At 64.0% G+C, this 18578-nt stretch carries 13 protein-coding genes; 9 read left to right on the plus strand and 4 right to left on the minus strand.

Annotation, left to right across the window (positions count from 1 at the left end):
• The first annotated feature begins 118 nt into the window (after positions 1 to 118).
• A complete protein-coding gene (locus ACV7GQ_RS18885) occupies positions 119 to 1594 on the plus strand; it encodes a right-handed parallel beta-helix repeat-containing protein (RefSeq protein ID WP_470313499.1) in 1476 nt (491 codons plus the stop codon).
• Positions 1595 to 1627: 33 nt separating this feature from the next.
• On the opposite strand, the gene ACV7GQ_RS18890 is transcribed toward ACV7GQ_RS18885, so the two are convergent.
• Positions 1628 to 3424 carry a hypothetical protein gene (locus ACV7GQ_RS18890; RefSeq protein WP_470313500.1) on the minus strand — a complete coding sequence of 599 codons (1797 nt, stop codon included), beginning with the start codon at positions 3422 to 3424 and terminating at the stop codon, positions 1628 to 1630.
• Positions 3425 to 3586: 162 nt separating this feature from the next.
• A complete protein-coding gene (locus ACV7GQ_RS18895; RefSeq protein WP_470313501.1) occupies positions 3587 to 5380 on the minus strand; it encodes a hypothetical protein in 1794 nt (597 codons plus the stop codon).
• A gap of 374 nt (positions 5381 to 5754) precedes the next feature.
• Here ACV7GQ_RS18895 and ACV7GQ_RS18900 point away from each other — a divergent pair, with 374 nt between their 5' ends.
• From ACV7GQ_RS18900 to ACV7GQ_RS18935, 8 genes are all read left to right on the plus strand, one after another.
• Entirely contained in the window at positions 5755 to 6684 is a 930-nt protein-coding gene (locus tag ACV7GQ_RS18900; RefSeq protein ID WP_470313502.1) for an alkaline phosphatase family protein, read from the plus strand.
• 212 nt (positions 6685 to 6896) lie between these two features.
• The gene (locus ACV7GQ_RS18905; RefSeq protein ID WP_470313503.1) at positions 6897 to 9347 is read left to right on the plus strand and encodes an oligosaccharide flippase family protein; all 2451 of its coding nucleotides are present in this window, start codon (positions 6897 to 6899) and stop codon (positions 9345 to 9347) included.
• 223 nt (positions 9348 to 9570) lie between these two features.
• On the plus strand, positions 9571 to 10941 hold the full coding sequence (locus ACV7GQ_RS18910; RefSeq protein ID WP_470313504.1) for a hypothetical protein: 1371 nt from the start codon (positions 9571 to 9573) through the stop codon (positions 10939 to 10941).
• A gap of 60 nt (positions 10942 to 11001) precedes the next feature.
• Positions 11002 to 11919, plus strand: a complete 918-nt coding sequence (locus tag ACV7GQ_RS18915; RefSeq protein WP_470313505.1) for a glycosyltransferase family 2 protein — start codon at positions 11002 to 11004, stop codon at positions 11917 to 11919.
• Between the two features lie 95 nt (positions 11920 to 12014).
• Entirely contained in the window at positions 12015 to 13013 is a 999-nt protein-coding gene (locus ACV7GQ_RS18920; protein ID WP_470313506.1) for a DUF1616 domain-containing protein, read from the plus strand.
• A gap of 97 nt (positions 13014 to 13110) precedes the next feature.
• On the plus strand, positions 13111 to 13686 hold the full coding sequence (locus tag ACV7GQ_RS18925) for a metal-dependent hydrolase (protein ID WP_470313507.1): 576 nt from the start codon (positions 13111 to 13113) through the stop codon (positions 13684 to 13686).
• Between the two features lie 112 nt (positions 13687 to 13798).
• On the plus strand, positions 13799 to 14542 hold the full coding sequence (locus ACV7GQ_RS18930) for an alpha/beta hydrolase (RefSeq protein WP_470313508.1): 744 nt from the start codon (positions 13799 to 13801) through the stop codon (positions 14540 to 14542).
• Positions 14543 to 14587: 45 nt separating this feature from the next.
• Complete coding sequence (locus ACV7GQ_RS18935) at positions 14588 to 15637, plus strand: NAD-dependent epimerase/dehydratase family protein (RefSeq protein WP_470313509.1); 1050 nt, start codon at positions 14588 to 14590, stop codon at positions 15635 to 15637.
• Between the two features lie 21 nt (positions 15638 to 15658).
• On the opposite strand, the gene ACV7GQ_RS18940 is transcribed toward ACV7GQ_RS18935, so the two are convergent.
• Positions 15659 to 17647 carry a hypothetical protein gene (locus tag ACV7GQ_RS18940; protein WP_470313510.1) on the minus strand — a complete coding sequence of 663 codons (1989 nt, stop codon included), beginning with the start codon at positions 17645 to 17647 and terminating at the stop codon, positions 15659 to 15661.
• The gene (locus ACV7GQ_RS18945) at positions 17644 to 18576 is read right to left on the minus strand and encodes a glycosyltransferase (protein ID WP_470313511.1); all 933 of its coding nucleotides are present in this window, start codon (positions 18574 to 18576) and stop codon (positions 17644 to 17646) included. Before ACV7GQ_RS18945 ends, ACV7GQ_RS18940 begins: the two co-directional genes overlap by 4 nt.
• Positions 18577 to 18578 lie beyond the last annotated feature (2 nt).

An 18578-nucleotide genomic window follows, 5' to 3' on the forward strand; every position in this document is an offset into this window, starting at 1 on the left:
AATCGACGCAGACGAACAGACTCAGACGGACCGGGCCGCCACAGACGGTGTGACACTGGGCCGACGAAAACTGCTTCAAGGTATCGCGACAACCGCCGTTGGAGGAACCCTTGCTTCCATGACCGGCAGTGCGAGCGCGGAGACGACCTCGGATCGCCTCGATCGATACTACGAGGAGTTCGGGACCGTGATCGACGTCGTCGAAGCGGGCGCCGACAACACCGGAAACGAGTCTGTCGTCGACGTCATCCGGAAGTACCGCGGCGACGATACGCTACTCGTCTTTCCGCCGGGCGAGTACTACATGGACGAACAGGTGCGGTTCACCGGCTTCGAGAAGTTCGGTCTCGTCGGGAACGACGCGACCCTCGTTCCGGCCGATTACCATCACTTCGACGGTCCGCAGTACCGCCTGTTCCGGCTCGGAGTCGGATACAGCCCCGGAAACCGACTCGTCTTCGACGGCTTCGACATCGACCAGACCGCGCCGGACACGGGTATCCGCGTCATCGAGACCGTCGTCGACGATGGCCTCGAGGTGCGGAACATCACCGTTCACGGACAGCACGACAGCGGGACGTGGGGCCCGGGCCGCTTCGCTATCTCTGACTCGGACGGGAGCGGCCTCGTCGAGGGGTTCGAGGTTCCTGACGGGGGTGCCTGGGAGGACGAGACGCCCAACGCCGGGAACATCTGGCGTGGGCCGACGGGGCTCCTCGCAAACTCGAACAGCGGGTCGCTCACCTTCAGGAACTGCGTCGTCGGTGCGTTCCCCGACAACGGTCTCTACGCCTCAGGTGGCTCGGGTACCGTCACCGTCGAGGGCGGCCACTACTCGAACAGCAACGCCGCGTCGCTCCGCATCGGCGGTGACGGGAGCCGCATCGACGGCGCCACTGTGGTGGTCGACCAGAACCGCCCGCGAGACGAGTCCCACCGCGCCATCCGACTCGAGAAGGGTGGTGACATCCGCGTCGAGAACGTCACGGTCCGCAACACCGCCCCGCTCCCGAACAGCTTCGGTATCTCGGTCATGGGGACCTGTACCTCGGCCTGGATAGAGAACGCCGACGTCTATATCGCCGGCGACGAAGTGACCAACGCTGTCGTCACTTCCCCCGACTGCGGTGAGGTTACGCTCGTTGGCTCGCGTATCGAGATGGACACGCCCGGTGGGTTCGGCATCGAGATAAACGACGGTGACAACACCGGACAGGTCCTGCTGGAGTACGTCGACTTCGTCGGAGACGTCGGCGACGAGACTGCGAAGGCCGCGATCCGCTGTGACCGCGACAACGTCCGTTTCGGCGCGGTCAACGTCGACCAGTCCGGCGGGGCCGACCGACGCGCCATCGTGAACACGGGCGACGACGTCACTATTTACAAGGGCGACTACCGTGCCAGTGAGTACCCGATCATCGACCTCGGGAACGGGACCCACGTCGAGGAGATTTACGCGAACTCGTACGGTGATTACGAGGCATACTGTCTCTACCCCGACAGCGCCAACGTCTACCTGAAGCACAACACGCTCCGCGGTGGTATCAAGGACCACGGGTGTGCGAACCTCAAGACTGTCGGCAACGAATTCTAAACGTCGGCAGTCCTCGCGTATCCGAACGTCCCGCTACTGGAACTCCGGACCGCGTGCGGTCCAGTTCTCCTGCGTCCCAGCGAGGGCGACGCCGTCGACGAAGCGGTTGTCCGAGACGATGACGCCGTCTGTCGTGGCTCGTTCGTACTGGTACAACTGACCACGCTTGAAGTCACAGTTCTTGAGACGGAGGTAATCGGCGCCGCCGTCCAACAGCAGATTGAACCCGCCGGAACTGTGTGTGAACGTACACTCGAGGACGTCGACCCACGGGGCGTCGACGACGAGACCGTGCCGTTTCCCGTCGCCGGTCGGGTCGATACTCACGTCCCAGTTCTTCACGACGACGTTCGGCCTGTCGATACGGCCCAGATGGGCGTTCGACGTCGCGCTCCCAGTGTCCCTGACCGTCCAGTTAGCAGCGACAATCTGCCCGAGGTTCGGGTCGTCGCCAGTGAACGAACAGACGTGCTGGTTCGCGTGACTCTCCACGTCGAGGTTCGTCAGCACGCAGTGGTCCACGTCGCCGTTCACCCGGACCAGCTCCGACGGCGTTGCCTGCTCCGCGACGATTTCGACGCTGTCGGCGACGGCGTGACTCGCGTCGGTCACCCAGAGGGCAGCGTAGGAGTAGCCGCGGTCCTCTGCGTCGTCGTTGACGAGGTGGCACTTGTATGCGTAGTCGCCGTCGCCCAGACGGAGCATGCCCGCACCACAGTTCTTGACGCTGGTGTTCCGGATGGCGACTTTGCCGTTGTGTCCAGCAGAGTAGATGCCGTTGTTGAGGAACCCCTCGATGTCGGTGTTCTCGACGACGAGATAGCCGCGATGTCGCCGCTCGACCGCCAGCCCCATCGGGTGGTCCTGCTCTTTCATCTTCGGGTCGTAGAAACTCCCGTCAGGCATCGACACGGAGACGTACCCGCGCCCGCGCTCGGTCACGAGTGCGGGCGTGATAGAGTAGTACGGCGGGACGACGCGGTCGAGTTCGCCGACGAGCGAACAGTTGTCTATCTCGAGGTAGTCGTCGACGGCCGCGATGATGGCCGAGGCGGCCACGTTCTCGGCCTGCACGTCGAACGTGACGTTACGTGCGACGAACGCGTCGGCGTCGCCGGCTTCGCCAGTTCCGAGCTCGAGAAACGCCGCCATCTGGGGGTTCGTACAGCGGACCCGCGCCCGTGGCCTGCCGACGACACCGAACGAGTCGAACTGTCGGACGGTCACCTGTGTGTTCCACGTGTAGGTCCCCTCTGGCAGGTAATAGACGGCACCGTCGACGTCCTCGCGGTCGATGTGGCGCTGGACGAACGCACCCAGATCGGTGTCCGACCCAGGCTCGACACCCTGTTCGCGCACGTCGACGATGCGCCAACTGCCGATCGACAGGCCGTCCGTGTCGACTGCTCCGTCGACCGCGAGCGACGGTGACGTGCGGCCGTCTGTCGTTGCGCCGCTGACGGGCGCGTTGAACTCGACGGATCCCGGCGTGTCCGGGTCCCCCTCCGTCACTCGCAAGGCCCAGTCGTCCGCGGCCGTGTCCCACACCTCCACGGAGCTATCGCCTGTTCCCGAGGTCTGGAGCGCCGGTCGCTCCGGCGCCATCTGGATGGTACCGACGTTCAGGATGCTGTTCCGGTTCAGGTTCAGGTCGCCGTCGAGTACCGAGGAGCCGAGTGATTCGTCGGCCCGGGAGGCGCTAGCGGCGTCGGCCATCCACGGCAGGCCAAGTACGCCCGCGAGCGTCAGTACCTCTCGCCGCGTGCGCCCGTCACGGCCATCGCGCCCGCGTTCACGGTTTCCCCCGCCATCACTGTGTCTCGATGACATGTTCTGTGCAACGGTAACCGCGCTTCTTGTTATCCACAGCGTATCGCTAAATGCGAAATTAAGCCACGAGCGGGCCGATGGAAGGCCCTCTCATCTGCACGTCCTACCCGACCCTGTCCGTATCCGGCGTGCGACTACTACCAGACCCCACAGCCAACGCCCTCACTCGAACCCCGGCCCTCTCGTCGTCCAGTTCACCTGCTCACCCGCCAGTTCGGTGCCGTCCACGAAGCGGTTGTCGGCCACGATGGCGTCCTCCGTCGTCGCTCGGCTGTACTGGAAGAGCTGGCCGCGTTTGAAGTCACAGTTCTTCAGCCTGAGATAGTCCGCACCGCTCTCCAGGAGCAGGGCGAGTCCGCCGTCGGCGTGCGAGAACGAACACCCCATGATGTCGACCCACGGGGCGTCGACGACGAGACCGTGCCGTTTCCCGTCGCCGGCCGGGTCGATGCTGACGTCCCAGTTCTTCAGGACGACGTTCGGCCGGGCGATACGGCCAAGGTGGGCGTTCGCTGTCGCACTTCCGGTGTCGGTTATCGACCAGTTCGAGGCCACGACCTGTCCGAGGTCCGGATCCTCGCCAGTGAACGAGCAGACGTGCTGGTTCGCCTGACTTCGTATGTCGAGGTTCGTGAGCGTACAGTTGTCGACGTCACCGTTCACCCGGACCAGCTCCGACGGGGTTCGTTGCCGAGCCTCGATTTCGATGCTGTCTGCGACAGCATGGTCGGCCTTCGTCACCCAGAGGGCAGCGTAGGAGTAGCCGCGGTCCTCGGCGTCGTCGTTGACGAGGTGGCACTTGTATGCGTAGTCGCCGTCGCCCAGACGGAGCATGCCCGCACCACAGTTCTTGACGCTGGTGTTCCGGATGGCGACTTTGCCGTTGTGTCCAGCAGAGTAGATGCCGTTGTTGAGGAACCCCTCGATGTCGGTGTTCTCGACGACGAGATAGCCGCGATGTCGCCGCTCGATTGCTAGCCCCATCGGGTGGTCCTGCTCTTTCATCTTCGGGTCGTAGAAACTCCCGTCCTGCATCCTGATCTGGACGAGCCCCTGTCCACTCTCGGTCAGTAACGTCGGTTTCACCGAGTAGAACGGCGGGACGATACGGTCTAGCTGGCCCTCCAGCTCGCAATTGGCTATCTCGAGGTAGTCGTCGACGGCCGCGATGATGGCCGAGGCGGCCACGTTCTCGGCCTGCACGTCGAACGTGAGGTTGCGCGCGACGAACACCTCTGACTGTCCGGCACTCTCCGTGCCGGCCCGGAGGAAGTAGGGCATCTCGGGGTTCGTGCACTTGACTCGCGCCTGTGGTTTGCCAACGATACCGAACGAGTCGAACGAATCCGCTGTGACCGGCGTGTTCCACGTGTAGGTGCCCTCCGGGAGGTAGTAGACGGCACCCGAGACGTCTTCTCTGTTGCTGTGCTCGTGGATGAAGGCTCCGAGGTCGGCCTCGGAGTCGGGCGCGATACCCCGCCCCCGGACGTCGACTACCTGCCAGCTATCGACCGATAGACCCCCCGTATCGATGGCGCCCTCGACGTCGAGGGTGTCGGTCGGTCCCTCGGGTCCCGACGTCCCGGCGATAGGGGCGTTGAACTGGACGACGCCGGGTGAACCGGGGTCACCTTCCGTCGCACGCAGCGACCACTCCTCGGCGACGCTATCGCGGATCTCGATGGCTTCCTCGCCGGTACCTGGGGTCTCCAGTGACGGGTTCCCAGTGCTCATCGAGATGTCGCCGACGTTCAAGATGTCGTTCGCATTGAGGTTCAGATCCGAACGGACCGCCGACGGCCGACTGCGCAGGGGGTTGGTCGGTCTTTCGGACCCAGTCAAGAGCGTGAGCCCCGTCAGCCCCGCGAGCGCAACCACCGCTCGCCTCGTCAGCACGTGTCTATGCTCGTCTTCGCCGACGGACTCTTCCCCGCTGCTGGCGTCTTCGGAGGGCATGCGTCCCATGACGCGATTCTCCGGGCTTACTATTAACCCGGTAAGACTGAATACGACGTTAAGTCGACTCTGCCGGGGCGAGACGACTTGAACCGCGTTCCATCGCCCTGGTCACCTAGCCCTTCGATTCGCCGGTTCTCTGCCGAGACTTGTCCGGTGGCTAAGTTCGTGTCGTAGACGCCGATAGACAGCACACCAGGCCGGTGGTCGTGGGCAACGCCTTCACGCGCTCACGGCTACTGCTCAAGCGGCTCAATGCCGGTCGGGTGGTCCAGCGCCCGTACTGTGTGTATCGTCCCCAATTACCCCGGCACCACGGCGCTGACGCCTATCAGGCGCATAATATTGGGCCCGGTACTGCTACGTCGGTGCACATGCAACGCCCACGCTCCTCACTCTCGAAACAGGTACGCTGGGGTATCCGTGAACCTCACCTCGTCGTTCGACGACTGAACGAGTTCTACTTCGACCTCCAGCGGCAGTACGCCGACCCGCGTGACCGGGTCGACTTCTTCGAGGAGGACTGGGACAATCTCCTCCTCCTCGACGCGTGCCGGTACGACACGTTTGCGGACGTCGTCGACCTACCCGGGACCCTCGAACACCGCCACTCCCGGTCGAGTTCGACCATCGAGTTCCTGAACCAGTATCTCGACGGCCGGGACCTGACCGACACGGTCTACGTCACCGCGAACCCGCAACATTATCGCAAGAGTGACAGAGGATTCGTCTCGGTCGACTTCCACGACGTCGTAGAGATATGGCAGGAGGACGGCTGGGACGAGACGTTCCGGACCGTCAGACCGGAGACTGTCGCGGACGCCACCGAGCGCGCCGCCGAAAAGTACCCGAACAAACGCCTGCTCGTGCACTTCCTACAGCCTCACTACCCCTACATCGGGCCGACTGGGCAGGAACACTTCGACAACGACTCGCTCGACTTCTTCAACCGTGTGATGAACGGCGAGGTCGACATCGACGACCAGGTTCTCTGGGCGGCCTATCGCGAGAACCTCGACGTCGTCGTGCCCCACGTCGAACGGTTGCTCGACTCGCTCCGCGGCAAGACCGTCGTCAGTGCCGACCACGGAGAGATGTTCGGCGAACGCGCGTTCCCCCTGCCGATGCGCGAGTACGGCCACCCGTCCGGGATTCACACGGAGGAACTGACGAAGATCCCGTGGCACGTCTACGACGACGGGCCACGGAAAGACATCGTCGAGGGTGACGCTACCGCGACAGAGACGGATGACGTCGCCTCCGACGTCGTCGAAGAACGCCTTCGGGACCTCGGGTACGCTTGACCATACCCTGCCAACTTGTCGCTGGCGCGCATCTCACGTCTCCCTCACGACGCGCCGATGCTTACCGGCTCAATAATAAACCAACGAGGGTTCGACAGATGGAACCAGACAGCCAGAACCTATGTCTCGCGTGTCGCCCTCCACGTTCACCGCTCCCTCGCGGACCAGCTCGAGGGCCGCGCGCACACTGACACGAACATACGACACATCATATGCGACGAAATATTCTGAGTGGTGTCCTCTCAGTCGTCTCCGGGAAGATACTGACCCTGATAGTGACCCTCGTGACGATGCCGCTGTTGTATCGGTTCCTCGGACCGGCGAAGTTCGGCGAGTACACGACGGTGTTATCCATCCACGCGCTGTTCATGATATTCGTCAGTTCGGGTATCACGAACGGTGTCCGGAAGTTCGTCGCAGAGGACAGGACCAGCAGCGACTGGGAAGACAACGTCGTGGGGTTCTACTTCCGAATGGCCTCGTTACTCGCGGCACTGGGTGCACTGGGCTATCTGGGGGCAGTCCGTATGGGGCTCGTCGCCTCGTACTTCAGTCCCTCTTTCGAGCCGTATTTCAAGCTCATGGTGTTCATGGTCGTCGCCGCACAGTTCTGGGCCTACGCCCGTCGGACGCTGATGGGGTTCGGCCTCGAACGCTACTCGGAACCGCTGAAAGTACTCTATCACGTCGTCTTCGCCGCCGTCGCTGTCTCGCTGGTGTACTACGGTTTCGGTGTCGTCGGTGCTCTAACCGGGCAGATAGTCGGCACCGCGATAGTCGCCGTCATCGGCGTCGGCCTCGTGCTGCGGCGCGTGTCGCTCCGCGCGATATTCCTGCCGACCTCGTCTGGGTCCCTCCCGCGGCGGCAGATGCTGACCTACAACACCATGGCGGTCGCCCTGACCGTCTTCCAGATGTCGCTGTACCACGTCGACATCATCATGCTCCAGTCGCTCGCCGGGAGCACGCAGGTCGGCAACTACAAGACGGCCCTCACGCTGGCTGAGTTCCTCTGGTTCGTACCAATGACATTACAGACAGTTTACGTTCACTCGACGTCGGAATTGTGGTCACAGGACAGGACAGACCGAATCGCGGGTCTCGCGTCACGGACGACGCGGTACACGTTGTTGTTGACGACCGTGATGGCGCTCGGCCTCGCGGCGCTCGCGGAAACCGTCGTCCCACTGTACTGGGGCGCGAAGGCCGCACCTGCGGTGACGCCGCTGTTGTTCCTCCTACCGGGAGCGCTAGGGTTTGCCGCGGTCCGGCCGACGATAGCGATCGAGGAGGGTCACGGAACCCTGCGGTACTCGGTCATCGCCACAGGTTCGTCGGCCGTCCTCAACCTGGGGCTCAACCTGCTGCTCATCCCCCGGTACGGGATGACGGGAGCCGCGATAGCGACGAGCGTCGGCTACGCGTCGATGTTCCTCTTCCACATCTGGAGCGCGCGACAGCTCGACTTCGACCCGCTCGCCGACGCACGCCTCCTTCGGGTCGGCCTGACGGTCGTGCTCGCAGCGGGGCCGATCTTGCTCCTGCCGGAGTATCTCGCGGCGAACCTCTCACTGTCCTTGCCCGCCTTCCTTCCGAGCGGTATCGTTCCCCTCGTCGTGGTGCCACCGGTCGGTCTCGCCGTCTTCCTCACGTTCGCATTCCTCACCGGCGCACTGGAAGTGCGGGAGTGCGTCGACTTGCTTTCGGCCTTCCCCGACCCTATCGGGAGTACTGTGGAACGGGCCGACGCCCGTCTCGGTCGTCTCAGCGTGCCAGACCTGATTCCGAACGGCGGACAGTTCTGGCTCCTGCTCGTGGGACTGTTGTTGTTCGCGTCGGGGACCGGCATCGCAGTCATGGACATCGTGACCGATGGTGGGGCAGAGATGCCGGGGGCGACCAACGCCACGGAGACGCCGACGGAAGCGACGACGCCCGTCCCGGAGGGCACCCAGTCGTCTTCGAACACAGCGACATCGACACAGGAGGCTACGGACACACCGACGCCGAGCGGTGAGACTGAGGGCGGTGGCGTGGTGACGACCACTACGGAGACCGCGGACGAGAGCTCGCCGGGCACATTGACGTCCACAGCGACGACGACGGAATCACCGACGGAGACCGAAACCGACGACGGCGACGACGGCTTCTTCGGTGGCAGCGGTTCGACAGACACCGCTACCGAGACCCAGACACCCACGGAGACCGAAACCGACGACGGCGATGGAGGGTTCTTCGGTGGTGGCGGTTCGACAGAGACGGAGACGGTAACGTCGACGGAGACACAGACGACCACCGAAACAGCGACGACGGAGTCACCGACGACCACCGAGACAGCCACGACTACGCGGACGACCACTGAAACAGCGACGACGGAGACACAGACGACCACAGAGACTGCCACGACGACGCAGACGACCGAGACCGCGTCGACCACGACTACGCAGACGACCACCGAGACAGCCACGACTACGACGACGTCGACGGCCACGGAGAACACTACGACCTCCGAGACGACCCAGACGACAGAGAGCACCTCGACGGACGATGGTCTCCTACACCTAGGCGTATTGACTATCGGATTCGAGCCAGTGTCAGCGGCGGCCTCTGTGGCCCTCAGCCTCCTACTTGTCGGACGAGCGAAACCAGGTGACCCGAGATAGGTTCCATTTATGATAGAAAATAAACGGTTAGGCCCGTCTTGGGGTCTACATAAATAAACCAACCCCCCCGCACTCCTCGCATGTGCAACCCAACGACCTAGCGACAGCACAAACCAGTAGGCGGACCTTTCTCCGGTCCGTCTGCGCGGGGGTGGCTGCAAGTGGACTTATCGGCACAGCAACAGCGGCAGGTATCGAAGACGAGTACCGGACGGTTGTCGACGTGACCGAAGCGGGCGCGGATCCGAGCGGGTCCGAGTCGGTCAGTCCGGTACTGCAGGACGTTATCGGCGACGATACGCTCCTGAAATTCCCACCGGGCCGGTACTACATGGACGAACAGGTCCGGGAGTCCGGGGCGGACAACGTGGGGCTTGTCGGCGACGACGCCACGCTCGTCCCGGCGAATTACTACGAGTTCGATGGACCGCAGTACCGATTGTTCCGACTCGGTACGTACTACGACCCGGCCCGTGACGTACGCATCAAGAACCTGGAGGTGGACCAGCGAGCAGACGACACCGGTATCCGTGCGTTCCACGTGAGTGCCTCGGACGGGCTGTTCGTCAAGAACATCGACGTCATCGGCCGCCACGACAGCGGAACGTGGGGTCCGGCGCTCTTCCGCATCACCGACGCGGGCGGGAGCGGCCACGTAAATGGGTTCCGTCTCTCCGATGGTGCCGACTGGCAGACCCAGACACCCGGGGACCTCTGGCGTGGTCCGACCGGTATCCTCGTCAACAACCACTCCGGGTCGCTGCGACTGGAACACTGCATCGTCCGGAACTATCCCGACAACGGGCTGTACGTCACCGGCGACGGGTCCGTCTCGGTCGTCAAGGGTCTCTTTCAGAACAGCGGCCCGGTGAACGTCCGCATCGGGGCCGACCGGGCGACCGTAGCCGGGACGGAGTTCGTCACAGACCAGCGCTCACCGAACTATCTCGCTCAGATTCCGCTACGTTTCGACTACGCGAACCACGTCGAAGTCCGTGACGTCTCCGTCGACCTGACGGCACCGAACGGTGACGCGATTCAGTTACTCGACGGCGTCGCCGACGCTAGCGTCAACGATACGGACATCGACATCGCCGACGTCCCAGCTGCCGGCATCGTCGCTAAGTCGGGCTCGGGGCGTCTCGCTATCGTCGACGTGGACATCGATATCGACTGTAGCGCGAACGCGCTCCGTCTGTTGGGGAACGGGGGCCCGGTCGTAGTACAGAACAGTCGTATCGGTGGCGGCGCGTCGGGTGACGAACTCCGGCACGCGATTCGATGCGAGCGCGACGACTGTGAGTTCCGGGCACTGACCGTCGATCAGTGGGGCGGCGGGCGCCGCCGAGGACTCGCACTCCTCGGCGAGGATTACACCGTCTACAAATGTCGTATCCGCTGTTCGGACCGTCCAGTGAGCGCTTACGGGAACGACATATGGATCGAGGACAACTACCTCGACTCGTACAGTGGCGACGAGGCCATTCGAATCGGGCCGGACGCTACTTCGGTCCGCATCAAGAACAACGAGCTCCCGGACGGGATTCAGGACGCCGGCGGCAGTGACGTCTACGTCACCGGAACGACGTACTGAGACGACGGGGTCCGGTTTATCGGGTAGGTAATAAACTACCTCGGGTGCATTCGCTCGGACATGCCGACCGTAAGCGTCGTCATTCCGACGTATAACCGCTCTGACGTGCTGCCCCGTGCCGTCGACAGCGTCCTCGACCAGACCTACGAGGACTTCGAGTTGGTCGTCGTCGACGACGGGTCTGACGACGGGACACTCTCCCTCTTGGACGGCTACGACGACCCGCGTCTCAGAGTCGTCACGCACGGGACCAACCGGGGCGCGAACGTCGCTCGAAACACTGGCATCGAACACGTCAACGGTGAGTTCGTCGCCTTTCTCGACTCTGACGACGAGTGGCACCCGGAGAAACTGGGCCGACAACTCGCCCGCTATCAGTCCGCTCCCGACGAGTGTGTCGCGGTCTACTGTGACTTCGAGTACAACCTAGATGGAACCAGCGGACAACTGCTCTCCGCTGCCGCGTCGGTGCTCTCCAGAGCCGACGACGACAGTCGCCCGAAGGAGGGCGGTAAAGAGCTCTCCGGCGAAATTCTCGCCGACTATCTCCACTCGGGAGCCGGGTCGACGCTCCTCGTCGAGACGGCTGTCGCACGCGCAATCGACGGGTTCGACGAGGAACTGGACCGCTTCCAGGACCCCGATTTCCTCCTCCGGGTCATCCAGGAGGGGTACCTCGGATACGTCGACAGGCCACTCGTGACCCGCCACGAGACCGGCTCTCCGCCCGCCGAGACGGTCGAACGGGCCGACGAGCAGTTCATCGCGAAGCACGCATCGCTGGTCCGGGCTGCCGAGCGTGATGGCTACGACGTCCAGGCGGCCCACGACCTTCTCCTGACGAAGCTCTACTTACAGGAGGGGGACTTCGTCGACGCCGCGCGCCACCTCAAGAATGCTCGCCTCGAACCCCGACACCTCCCGGGCGTCCTCTGGAGTGCAGGGTCGGGTCTCAAGGACGCGACGAGTTCGGCGTAGTGTGCGTGCGCCACGTTCGTAGTCTGTCTCTCGATTCCAGTGTGCCGGCCTTATCCGACGAATAATAAGGGCCCCATGGCGTGTACGGCGTAGCAATGTCACCGCTGGACCGCTGGTACGTCGACCTCTCTCTGGTCGCGTTCGCGACAGGGCTGGCAGTACTCACGGTCGCGTTCGGTGTGACTGGAGTACTCCGGACCGCCGTCGTCGTACCCCTCGTAACTGTCTTACCCGGATACGCGTTCGTCTCGTTTCTGTACCCCGCCGCCGGGAACTCGGCTGTACGGACCTTCGACGAGAACCAACGTGGGTTGCGGAACCCACTCCCGACGAAGGAGGGCATCGACGCTCTCGAACGGTTCGTCTTCGCCGTCGTCACGACGCTGTTCATCGTGCCGCTGGTGGCCGTCGTCGCCAACTTCACCCCGTGGGGTATCACGCTGTACCCACTCCTGTTCGGGACGACTGGTCTCACGCTCATGCTGACGGTCGGCGGACTGATACGGCGGTACCGACTGCCCGCCGAGCGGCGCTACACACCCCAGATCTCTGAATTCCTCTCGAACGTCACGTACTCCGACGCGAGCAACGCCTTCGGGACCGCCGACAGCAAGCGCCGTCTGTTCAACGTCGCGCTGGGTGTGAGCCTGCTCTTGCTCGTCTCGAGTGTGGGATACGCTGCGGTCAACCCGCCACAACAGGACGGCTTCACGGAGTTCTACGTGAACACCGACGACGTGACGGGCGACACGCAGTCGATGTACCCCGCCCAGTTCGTCGCCGGCGAGACGCGCACCCTCTCGGTCAACGTCACCAATCAGGAGCACGAACAGATGCAGTACGAGACGGTCGTCCACGTCCAGCGTACGAACGGGACCGGTGCTGACGCCCAGGTGATGGAGAGCAATCGTGTTGCTGGACAGTCGGTGACCGTCGACCACGCGGAGACCCGTACCGTGAACTTCGAGGTGTCCCCATCCATGCGGGGGTCCGACCTGCGGATGGTCGTCTACCTGTACCACGGACAGGCCCCGGACGACCCGACGATAGAGTCTGCCGATCAGACGCTTCGATTGCCGATTACCGTCGCCTGACCTCAATGACGACACTATCCACTCGACACGAATTCGTGATACGTGAGGCCTCGACTCAGACGAGTACACTGCGAACGCCGACCCGGACCTGACTCCGATGTGGCCATGGGAACACGTCGCAGTCGGGTATCTACTGTACTCTGGATACGTCCACCTCCGGTACGACGAATCGCCGGACACGCTGCCGGCGCTGGCCGTCGGATTCGGCGCGCTGTTTCCGGACCTCGTCGACAAACCCCTCGCGTGGACGTTCGAGGTATTCCCGAGTGGTGTCTCCGTCGCTCACTCCGTCTTCACGGCGACGGCGCTGTCGCTTGTCCTCGTCGTCCTGCTCGGCAAACTCGGGCATAGGGCGGTCGGCACCGGGTTCAGCGTCGCTTACCTCGCCCACATCCCCGCCGACGCCGTGTATCAGGTCGTCGTCGGGAACCCGCTCCGTATCGAGGCCTACCTGTGGCCGCTCGTGACCATCCAGAGCTCCGGGCAGGGCGGCTTCCTCGACAACGCACTCTACTACTTCGTTCGCTTCCTCTTCTTCCTCGGAACGCCACGGGGACTGCTCTTTCTCTCGCTGGAGGTCGCGCTGCTGGGCACGACGCTGCTGGTCTGGTGGGCCGACGACTGCCCCGGCCTCGGAATTCTGCCGTTCCCGACGCGTCCGTCGGCCGACTGAGCGGCGACGGCCGTCGGTACGCCCCAGCTAGTGTGGTGCACTCGGCGCCGGCTGGGCCGTACGGACGCATTATCGGCAGGATAAGTAATCACGCACTCGCCGAAGCGTGGCTGTGGACACGCCACTATCTCGCCGTCAGCTGCTCGCCGCGGCAGGCGTCACGCTGACGGGTGCGACTGCGGGGTGTACGGGAACGGATGGCTCGAGCGGGGCCTCGCCAACCACCACTGGAACGACGAGTGACGCGACGACCCAGCCGGCCACCGAGGCCACGACGACCACTGGCCCGCGCGACGTCGCGTTCGACACGTCAGGCGACGCGACAGTCGAGGGGACGCTCTACGGGACGGGTGACTGTGGGGTCGTCCTCGTCCCACAGATCAACCTCGACCGAGGGAGTTGGCGACCACAGGCCGAGCGACTGGCATCGAACGGGTGGGTCGCGCTCGCTATCGACGAGGGCGACCAACGGATTGCCGCCGTCAGGGCGGCAGTCGAGTTCCTGCACTCGGAGAGCGAGGTGTCGTCCGTCGTCCTCGTCGGCGCGAGCACCGGCGGCGCCGCCGTCGTCGGTACCGCTGCCGAGCTACCAGACCGGGTCGACGGTGTGGTGACCCTCTCCGCGGCGGGCGGCGCAGAGCGGGCCGACGCGCTGACCGGGCAGAAACTGTTCGTGGTCAGCGAGGGCGACGAGCAGCGGTTCGTCGACGTCGCCAACCGGCTCCATGACAATGCGTCCGACCCGAAGCGGCTGCTGACACTCGACGGGGCCGCACACGGGCAACGACTGTTCGAGAGCGAGCAGTCGGCGGCCGTCTGGTCGGCGATGCTCGACTCGCTGGAAGACGTCTGCTGACGCCACCGGAGCCACAGTTATATTAGTCAGTCTACAACTCTCCGTATGGCTTCCGCGCTCGTCGTGGGCGGGACCGGGTTCGTCGGCCGCCACACGGTAGCCGAACTGCTCGACCACGGGTACGACGTGACGGCGTTCAGCCGTCGTCGATCGGCCGAAAGCTGGGACGGCGTCACACACGTCACGGTCGACCGAACGGACACTGATGCGTTCCGGGCGGCGGTCGACCGGGTCGACCCGGACATCGTCGTCGACTGCGCGCTGTTCCACCCGGACGACGCCCGGGCCGCCGTGGAGACGTTCGCCGACGCCGATGCCTACGTGTACGTCTCCAGTGGCGGGGTCTACGCCCGAAACGACATCCCGAAACGCGAATCGGACACGCCGCTGCACTCGTACGCTCCGACACACGGCGACGACGACACGATGGCTAGCTACGGCCCCAGGAAGGCCGAGTGTGACCGCATCGTGACTCGCGCGGCCGAGGACGGCGTGGCCGCCACCAGCGTCCGACCGACGATGGTGTACGGGCCGAAATCACTCGACGGTTGGGGCGGGTCCGCGTCGGGGTCCGTCTCGTGGGCACCCGACCGACCCGGCATCCAGAACCACCACGAGTACTGGATACGACGCGTCGCCGATTACGACCGCGTCGTCGTACCGGGCGACGGGACTGCCATCTGGCATCGGGCCTACGTCGAAGACGTCGCGAGTGCCCTTCGCGTCGTCGCCGAGGACGGTACCCCCGGCGAGGCGTACAACGTCGCCGACCGACTCGTCCTCACGATGGAGGACGTCGTGGAACTCGTCGCCGAGACGCTCGATACGTCCGTCGACGTGGTCCACGCGAGTCACCGCGAACTCGAAGCGGTCGGGCTCACGCCTGACGATTTCGTCCTCTATCACCACCTCGGACACAACTACCCTCACGTGCTCTCGACGTGCAAACTCGCCGCACTCGGCTGGGAGTCGACCCCCGTCGAAGAAGCGATGGAACGGACCGTCGCGGACACACTGGCAAGCGAACGTGAGGGCAGCGCGTTCGACCCCGGCAGGGCGGCGGAAGAACGGTTTCTGGACACCGTTGGGGAGTAATCGACCGCGAGACGGTGGCCGTCAGGCGTCGGTTGCCGGCGACGTGACGCACATCTCGACGGCCGAGTTGCTGTAGATGACGGCCTGATTCGGTCGGCAGATTCGTTGCTGCGGGATGTTTCGAATCTCGCCGATGCCGTTGCTGTTGATGAAGTACGTGGCTGCCTCCGTCTGCTCCTGTCGATAGACGGTGATGTCGTGTGTGACCGGTTCGCTGTCGTTTATCCTGGCGGTGTCGGACGGATAGGACCCAGTCCGCTTGAACAGTGTCTGATAGGGGTGGTCGGTGAACACTACCTGGTCCGGACGGAGGTTGTCACCGTCGGGGGACCCGGTCATCTCGCCGATCGTGTACGCGGCCTCTATCTCGGCCTCGGTGTAGGACAACTGCGCCTCCTGGTCCTCGAAGACCGGATTGTCGATGGTCCCGTTGCTGGACATGACCATCACGCTCGGGAACACGAGGACGAAGATGAGTACCACGACGGCCACCGTCCGCCTGTCGAGTTCGATGGCGAGGTGCCGGAGTCCGATAGCCGTCAGCAACGCGAGCGGCGCGTACAGGAAGGCGAACCACCGCTGTGGGATGAAGTTCCTGATACCGAACATCGGGAGTCCGAGGACAAACACGAGCATAATCGCCGAGGCAGCCAGGAGGGTGAACACGGACTGCTGTGCGCGCTGGCGGTTGACGACGTACAGACACCCGACGAAGGTCCCGAACAGCAACAGGAGGAACCCGATGGTGTCGACGTAGGTCGCGACGGTCTCGATGAGCGTGGGCCCCTGACTCGCCGCTGCCGCGCCGGCACTCCCACCGGACGGTCCAGCGAGGTTCAGGACGCCCGCGCTGGAGGCGAGCGTCTCCTGGAGATAGCTGAGCACCGTCACGAGGAACGAGTTCCCGTTGTACGGCGTGAACGACCAGAGGAAGGTGATGAAACCGGCGTCGAACGCGAGTAACCCGGCGATGTTCAGCGGGTTCCGCACCCTGAACACGTCCGGGTCGAGCGGCGACCGGCTGAAGATGCTCAGTTTCAGCACGAGGTAGGCGGCGAGTCCAGCCCCGAGGAGTACCAGCATGATGAACGACGACACCTGGTGGGTGAGGATGACTGCGGTGGTGAACAGCACCAGGAGGCCGAACTCCCTGAGTCCGTAGTCCGTCCGCATGACCCGGACCAGCCAGTACAACACGCCGAGGAACAGTATCAGCCCCATGCTGGTCGGGATGATGTGGATACCCCACTCGATGACGTAGTCACCGAACGAGAAGAGGGCCGTCGCGAGCGCCGCCCACCGGGGTTCGACCAGCAGGTTTGCGATGGTGAACACGACCAGAATCGCCACCGGCATCGCGAGGCCCAGAGAGAGGTAGAGGGCCAGACGCAGGGAGACGTCCGCCAGCAGCGACGTAGCGACCACCAGCAGGTGGTACAGCGGCGACGTGTAGTGCTTGTTCTCGGCAATAGCTTCGAGCGTGCCGGCGGCCTTGATGCTCCCCGCCAACTGGGTGATGTGGGTCCAGATGTCGATGCCGATGAGTCCCGGTGTCACGTACAGCGCACTCAGGCGGACGACGGCCGCGAGCAGCACGATCTGGAGCAGTATCTGGATCCGGTTGAACGACTTCTTCCCCGAGAACGCTATCTGCCCCAGTAGCAGGGTGCCAGCGACACCGGCGACGTCGAAGAACAGGACCGACCGCTCGCCGTGTTCGACGGCGATGACGACCATGGCGGCCGAACAGAACACGACGAGTATCGGGAGCAGCCGGAGGACGTTCCGGGACAAGGTCGGCAGACCGTTGACCGTACTGTCGTCGCGAACGCTCGTGATGAGATACAGGATACAGGCCGTCCCCAACACGAGCGGAATCGTCTTGATGTATATCTGCGACGCGAAAAACCGGAGCGGGAACATGGCGATGGCCATGAGTAGCCCCAGGACGGCCGCACCAGTGTCCAGACGCGACGGGAGCCACCGCTGGACGGTCCGTTGGGCCCTCATGCCGTCCCCTCCGTGCGATCGATGACTGACGCGTACGTCCGCTCGAGTCGCTGCCCGAACCCGGCCGGGTCGAGCTGGTCCAGTTGCTCGCGTGCCTTCGGCCGTTGCTTCGTCGAGAGAATGAGCTCGAGGGACCCGGCGAGCTCGATGTCGGAGCCACAGACCGCCGACTGACCGACGTCTTCGAGCGTCTCCCTGACGAACCCGACGTCCGTCGAGACGACGGGGACGTTACAGGCCGCGGCTTCTCGGACTACCATCGGCCCGCTCTCACGTTTGGAGGTGACGAGCACCGCGTCGCTCGCGTTCAGGTAGTACGGCATCTCCTCGTACGGTTTGCCGGTCAATGTGCGCAGGTCGGCGTCGACGTCGGCCGCGTCCACGACCTTGCTGGCCCGCTCGTAGTCCTTCTCGGGCCGACTCGGGTCGTACGGGAACAGCACGACAGTCTCGTCCTGGTCCCAGCCGACGTGAGCACGCGCTTCGGCCTTCTCCATCGGTTGGAACCGCTCCGTGTCGACTGGGAACGGCATGTGCGTGTAGTCACAGTCGACGTAGTCAGACATCCTGTGGCTCGGGAGTATCACGCGGTCGGCCCGTTTCGCGCTGTACTGTCCGACCCTGGATACCCAGCCGTGGTCACCCATGAGGTCACTCCCCCAGAACGTGACGACGACGGGACGGGTCGGTTGTGCGAGTGCGAACGGCGCCGTGAGGCCGTTGTTCGCGTGGACGACGTCGTACTCGTCGAGTCCGTGTTCGAGGACCTGTGGGTAGTACTTCAGGTAGTCGGTCACACTCCGGGGGTCGTCGGCCGCGTAGTCGCCCGGAACGTTCAGCACCGTGCAGTCGACTCCGTGAGAGCGCAGCGCCTCGACTTGCTGTTCGAAGAACGACCGCCGGCCGGTCGTCAGGTGCAGTATCCGCATCT

The organism is Haloarcula sp. MBLA0163 (genome assembly GCF_055632435.1).

Bases quoted from the DNA above. Each gene is read 5' to 3' on its own strand.
- ACV7GQ_RS18940 (WP_470313510.1), bottom strand. From the start codon at position 17,647: ATGAGGGCCCAACGGACCGTCCAGCGGTGGCTCCCGTCGCGTCTGGAC.
- ACV7GQ_RS18905 (WP_470313503.1), top strand. From the start codon at position 6,897: ATGCGACGAAATATTCTGAGTGGTGTCCTCTCAGTCGTCTCCGGGAAG.
- ACV7GQ_RS18895 (WP_470313501.1), bottom strand. From the start codon at position 5,380: ATGCCCTCCGAAGACGCCAGCAGCGGGGAAGAGTCCGTCGGCGAAGAC.
- ACV7GQ_RS18945 (WP_470313511.1), bottom strand. From the start codon at position 18,576: ATGCGGATACTGCACCTGACGACCGGCCGGCGGTCGTTCTTCGAACAG.
- ACV7GQ_RS18925 (WP_470313507.1), top strand. From the start codon at position 13,111: ATGTGGCCATGGGAACACGTCGCAGTCGGGTATCTACTGTACTCTGGA.
- ACV7GQ_RS18935 (WP_470313509.1), top strand. From the start codon at position 14,588: ATGGCTTCCGCGCTCGTCGTGGGCGGGACCGGGTTCGTCGGCCGCCAC.
- ACV7GQ_RS18900 (WP_470313502.1), top strand. From the start codon at position 5,755: ATGCAACGCCCACGCTCCTCACTCTCGAAACAGGTACGCTGGGGTATC.
- ACV7GQ_RS18915 (WP_470313505.1), top strand. From the start codon at position 11,002: ATGCCGACCGTAAGCGTCGTCATTCCGACGTATAACCGCTCTGACGTG.
- ACV7GQ_RS18920 (WP_470313506.1), top strand. From the start codon at position 12,015: ATGTCACCGCTGGACCGCTGGTACGTCGACCTCTCTCTGGTCGCGTTC.
- ACV7GQ_RS18885 (WP_470313499.1), top strand. From the start codon at position 119: ATGACCGGCAGTGCGAGCGCGGAGACGACCTCGGATCGCCTCGATCGA.
- ACV7GQ_RS18890 (WP_470313500.1), bottom strand. From the start codon at position 3,424: ATGTCATCGAGACACAGTGATGGCGGGGGAAACCGTGAACGCGGGCGC.